The following is a 4,373-nucleotide window of genomic DNA, read 5'->3' on the forward strand; positions in this document are numbered from 1 at the left end:
TCGTCGCGGGCCAGCACCTCGACCGCGCCCCGGCCGCCGAAGAAGCCGAGCGTGTCGGCCTCCATCGCGACATGACCGGCCGCGGCCAGGCCGAGCTTGAGCACGGCCGGCGACCCGTCGGCCCGCCGCGCCGGCGCGACATAGTTGAAACTCAACGGGTACGCCGCACCGACCGTCAGCCCCCACTCCCGGGCGACGTCCTCGACCAGGACGGGCAACTGCGCGAGCCAGCGCCGGCCGTCGTCGCCCCAGTTGCCGGTGACGTTGCGGACGAAGGCAGCGGGAAACATGCCCTCCAGTCTCGCAGCATCATGATCGGACACATTGGAGCCCACCGTTACCGTCGGAGCCATGGCAGCCACCTCGCCGCGGCCGGCTTCCTCGTCACGGTGGTCGCGCTGTCCACCGCCTTCACCGGCGGACCCGGCGCGGCGCTCGCGGTGGCCGGCCGTACGGCAACCTGTGCGGTCGTGTCCGCTGAGCGGCTGCGGTGCCCGGACGGGACCACCGTGGCCGTCGACGACCGGGCAGCGGACGACACTGCGGTGGTTTACGACCCTCGGGGCTGGGTCGACGCCCAGACGGAGACGGCGTACCGCTCGGCGGAGCACACGGGGCTCCGCTGGACGTTCGCCGGCTGAGTGGGTCCCTTCTCATGCCAGCCTTGGCTTATATAAGCGACGGCTGGCATACTGGCCTGCGTCCGGAACGGCTTGGCATGGGGAGGACGACCGATGATCGAAATCGCGGAGCAGCTGGAGGCCATTCAGCGCACCGTCAGCAGGGGGCCGATCGAGGGTGGCGAAGGGGTCACCGTCCTGCTCGGCCGGGTCTACGACGGTGCGGTTGAGGACGTCTGGGCGGCCCTGACCGACCCGGAGCGGATCAGGCGGTGGTTCTATCCGGTCAGCGGGGATCTGCGGGCCGGCGGCAAGTTCCAGCTGGAGGGCAACGCGGGCGGCGACATCCTGGCTTGCGAACCGCCCCACCTGCTGCGGCTGACCTTCGGCGGCCCGCTGAGCCTAGTGGAGCTGCGCTTGTCCCCGGACGGCGCGGAGCGGACCCGGCTCGAGCTGGAGCACACCGTCCCCATCGAGATGGCCCGCAGCGGCGCGGGGGCGCTCTACGTCGGCCCCGGCTGGGACGGCGCATTCCTGGCCCTGGCGCTGTTTCTGCAGGGTGTGGTCGCCGAGGACCCGGTCGCCGCGGCCAGCTCGCCGGAGGCCCGGGAGTTCACGCTGCGGTCCGTGCACATCTGGGTGAGCGTGGTCGAGGCCTCCGGCACGGCGGAGCCGGAGGACATTGCCGCGGCCAAGGAGATGTCGCTGGCCCAGTTCGCCCCTGAACAGGCCTGAAAAGGAGAAAGCCGCCACAGAGGTGGCGGCTTTTCCGTCGTGCTCGGTGCCGGCGTCAGCCCGTCGGGCGGCGGATGCCGGTGATGGCCCCGCTGCGATCGATCGACGCCATGCGGACGTGGTCACCCGTGTGCGGTGCGTGCACCATCGTGTTGCCGCCGACATAGATGCCGACATGATGGACCGGACTGCCGTAGAAGATCAGGTCGCCCGGCTGCAGCTGACTGCGGCTGACCGCCCGACCCGCTCCGATCTGGTCACCGGTGAAGTGCTCCAGGTGCACCCCGACCACCGCCCAGGCCACCTTGGTCAGACCGGAGCAGTCGTAGCCGCCCGGCCCTTCCGCACCGAAGATGTAGGGCTTGCCGATGAGGTCGCACGCCTTCTGCGCCGCCCGGCCACCCTTGTCGTCGGTGTAGTCGACCGGGCACGGGCCCGTCTTGAACGCACCGTCGGAGACGCCGCTCGCGCCGTACGCCCTGATCCGCAGTTTCTGCAGCTCGTCGACCTTCTTCTGGATGTCCTTCTTCTGCTTGGCCAGCGCCTTGTCGCGCGCCGCCACGGCTTTGGTCAGAGTGTCCAGGTCGCGCTTGTCGCCCGCGAGCTGGTCGCGCAACTTCGCGGCGCCCGAGACCGACTCACGCTGGTGCCGGCTGATCTGGTCGAGGAACGTGAGCTTCTCGGTCAGAGAGGTCGGCGAGCCACTGACGACCATGGCCTTCATGGCACTGGGCGAGCCCTGCATGTAGGCCTTTCCCGCCATGTTGCCCACCTGCGACATGGCCAGGTCGACCTCCAGCTCCAGCGGTGCGAGCCGTTTGTCGATCTTGCGGAGCTGGTCCTGGTTCTTGAGCAGCTGGTTGTGCACGTTGTTGTACTGCTCGATGACCGGTTCCAGCTTGTTCCACTGCTCGTCGATCTGCTTTTCGATGCTCGACGGGGACGGTGTCGCATTCGCCACCCCGGGAGTGAGAAGAATCCCGACCGCGACGACGGCGCAGGCGATGCTGCGCAGAATTGCGGCGCTGCGCGCCTCAATCCGTTTCACGTAGGTGCAGTGTCCTTTCTTCCCTCGGCCGCCGACCGGGTTAGCTGACGGGTGCGGGCGGGAAGCGCGCCCGGCCACCGTGTTGCTGGTGGCTTGACCCCAGAATTCGTGGGTCCCCGGTTCGTCTCGCGACGATTAGGCGGTGGCCCGTCAGTTCGCCCGGGTTGGGACGAGGGGGGACTGCCGAGCCGGGCACTACCGTACTCCCGATCAACGGCGAATTGAACCCGGCGGTATCAGGACACACTGCGCCGAACATTGGTTGACGCAGCGTAAGGAAATGGCCGTCAAAGCGGCCAGGCCGAGAGCGCCCGGTCCAGCCAGGGCAATACCAGAATCACTGTGGGTAATACCAGCAGGCCGACCGCGCCGGTGGCCGCGGCCAGGCTCAAGGTCACGGTGACCGGGCGCGGATCACTCACATTCAACCGGTCGCCCGGATCGGCCGTCGCGGCGCCGGGCCGCCCGCCGAGCCCCGTACGGCCGGGCAGCGGTTCCGGGATCCACTCGCCGACATAGCGTTCCCGCCGCGAGCGTGCGGAACGCAGCTGGTCGAGGCAGATGCGCCCGGCCACCCGGGTCAGCCAGGCGCCCGGTGACTCGATGGCCTCCTGCTGCGCGGCCGGCATGGCGTACCAGCGGGCGTAGGTCTCCTGCACCACGTCCTCGGCGTCGGCCAGTGAGCCCAGCAACCGGTACGCGAGATTGATCAGCTGCCGCCGTTCGCTCATGCCCCCGGCTCCTTCGATCGTCGCGTCCGCACCGGGTCCGACGAGACACCGCACCGGATTGTGAGGCCGGCGCGCCACCTCACATTCTGCGGTGCTCTGTCGTCGTACCGCTGCACCCCAACGCCCATCCGACCGGGAGAGACGAGTCATGGAATCCGTGAACGCCGCGATCGTGTACTACAGCGCCACCGGCACCGTGCACGCGCTGGCGCGGGCCGCCGCCGAAGGCGCGGAGAAAGCCGGCGCCCAGGTCCGGCTGCGCCGGATCGCCGAGTCGGCCCCGCCGCAGGCGATCGACGCGAACCCGGCCTGGGGCCGGCACCTGCGGGACACCGCCGGCCTGACCGAGGCGAGCCTCGACGACCTGGCCTGGGCCGACGTGGTGCTGATGGGCACACCGACCCGCTTCGGCAACGTGTCCGCCCAGCTCAAGGCCTTCATCGACAGCACCGGACCGCTGTGGGCGCAGGGCGGCCTGGCCGGCAAGGTCTACTCGGCCTTCACCGCCTCCAACACCGCCCACGGCGGCCAGGAGTCCACCCTGCTGGCGCTGGGCAACGTGTTCTACCACTGGGGCGGCATCATCGTGCCACCCGGCTACACCGACCCGATCCAGTTCCGGTCGGGCAACCCGTACGGCACCTCGCACGTCGCGGGCGACGGCCCGCCCGGTGACATAGCCTTGCAGGCAGCCCGGCACCAGGCTCTCCGTGCGGTCGAGACCGCCGCCTCGCTCAAGGCCGGCGCCGGCAGGAGGAGCACATGCGCGCCCGACGCATCATGACCAACCTTCCCGTGCCCGACCTCGAGGCGGCGAAGGGCTTCTACACCGATTTCCTCGGCCTGAGCACCGAGGAGTTCAACCTGGGCTGGGTGGCCCGCTACACCTCATCCGACGGCGGGGCGAGCGTGCAGCTGGTGAGCGGTGACGCCACCGCACCCGAGGACTCGGTGATCTCCGTGCAGACCGACGACGTCGACGGGGCCTACGAGGAGGCGCAGCGGCTCGGCTACGAGATCGTGCACCCACTGACCACCGAGCCGTGGGGCGTACGCCGCTTCTTCGTCCGGGCGCCGGACGGCAACGTGCTCAACATCGTGGCCCATCGGGACTGACCGGAAGTTGCGTGCCGGCGCGACCAGTGGGTAGAGATGCACCATGAAGACGGTCGTGCGTGCAGCAGTCGCCGGTGGCCTGGCGCTCGTCCTGGCCGCGTGCTCCTCCGACCAGCCGGCGGC

5 protein-coding genes, 2 pseudogenes and 1 riboswitch are annotated in these 4,373 nt (G+C 69.7%); of the genes and pseudogenes, 4 read left to right on the top strand and 3 right to left on the bottom strand.

Annotation, left to right across the window (positions count from 1 at the left end):
- Positions 1 to 290, bottom strand: a pseudogene (locus tag AB0C29_RS35775) (hypothetical protein); the annotation flags it as partial.
- Between the two features lie 21 nt (positions 291 to 311).
- On the opposite strand from AB0C29_RS35775, the gene AB0C29_RS35780 reads away from it, so the two are divergent.
- Entirely contained in the window at positions 312 to 641 is a 330-nt protein-coding gene (locus tag AB0C29_RS35780) for a hypothetical protein (RefSeq protein ID WP_360829974.1), read from the top strand.
- Positions 642 to 734: 93 nt separating this feature from the next.
- Positions 735 to 1,355: an SRPBCC family protein gene (locus AB0C29_RS35785; protein WP_360829977.1), complete on the top strand. Its 621-nt coding sequence runs from the start codon at positions 735 to 737 to the stop codon at positions 1,353 to 1,355.
- 55 nt (positions 1,356 to 1,410) lie between these two features.
- On the opposite strand, the gene AB0C29_RS35790 is transcribed toward AB0C29_RS35785, so the two are convergent.
- A complete protein-coding gene (locus AB0C29_RS35790) occupies positions 1,411 to 2,403 on the bottom strand; it encodes an NlpC/P60 family protein (RefSeq protein ID WP_360829980.1) in 993 nt (330 codons plus the stop codon).
- A gap of 14 nt (positions 2,404 to 2,417) precedes the next feature.
- A riboswitch (cyclic di-AMP (ydaO/yuaA leader) is annotated at positions 2,418 to 2,555 on the bottom strand.
- Between the two features lie 336 nt (positions 2,556 to 2,891).
- Positions 2,892 to 3,134, bottom strand: a pseudogene (locus AB0C29_RS35795) (sigma factor); the annotation flags it as partial.
- Positions 3,135 to 3,282: 148 nt separating this feature from the next.
- Here AB0C29_RS35795 and wrbA point away from each other — a divergent pair.
- Complete coding sequence (gene wrbA, locus AB0C29_RS35800) at positions 3,283 to 3,918, top strand: NAD(P)H:quinone oxidoreductase (protein WP_360829983.1); 636 nt, start codon at positions 3,283 to 3,285, stop codon at positions 3,916 to 3,918.
- Positions 3,897 to 4,250 (top strand): VOC family protein, encoded by a 354-nt coding sequence (locus tag AB0C29_RS35805; RefSeq protein ID WP_360829986.1) that lies wholly within the window; start codon positions 3,897 to 3,899, stop codon positions 4,248 to 4,250. The genes wrbA and AB0C29_RS35805 overlap by 22 nt, the downstream gene beginning before the upstream one ends.
- Positions 4,251 to 4,373: the final 123 nt, after the last annotated feature.

The organism is Actinoplanes sp. NPDC048791, assembly GCF_040650095.1.
In the GTDB taxonomy this organism is placed as follows: domain Bacteria; phylum Actinomycetota; class Actinomycetes; order Mycobacteriales; family Micromonosporaceae; genus Actinoplanes.

Excerpts from the sequence above, each read along its gene's own strand:
- AB0C29_RS35805 (WP_360829986.1), top strand. The coding sequence starts at position 3,897 with ATGCGCGCCCGACGCATCATGACCAACCTTCCCGTGCCCGACCTCGAG.
- AB0C29_RS35785 (WP_360829977.1), top strand. The coding sequence starts at position 735 with ATGATCGAAATCGCGGAGCAGCTGGAGGCCATTCAGCGCACCGTCAGC.
- AB0C29_RS35780 (WP_360829974.1), top strand. The coding sequence starts at position 312 with ATGATCGGACACATTGGAGCCCACCGTTACCGTCGGAGCCATGGCAGC.
- wrbA (WP_360829983.1), top strand. The coding sequence starts at position 3,283 with ATGGAATCCGTGAACGCCGCGATCGTGTACTACAGCGCCACCGGCACC.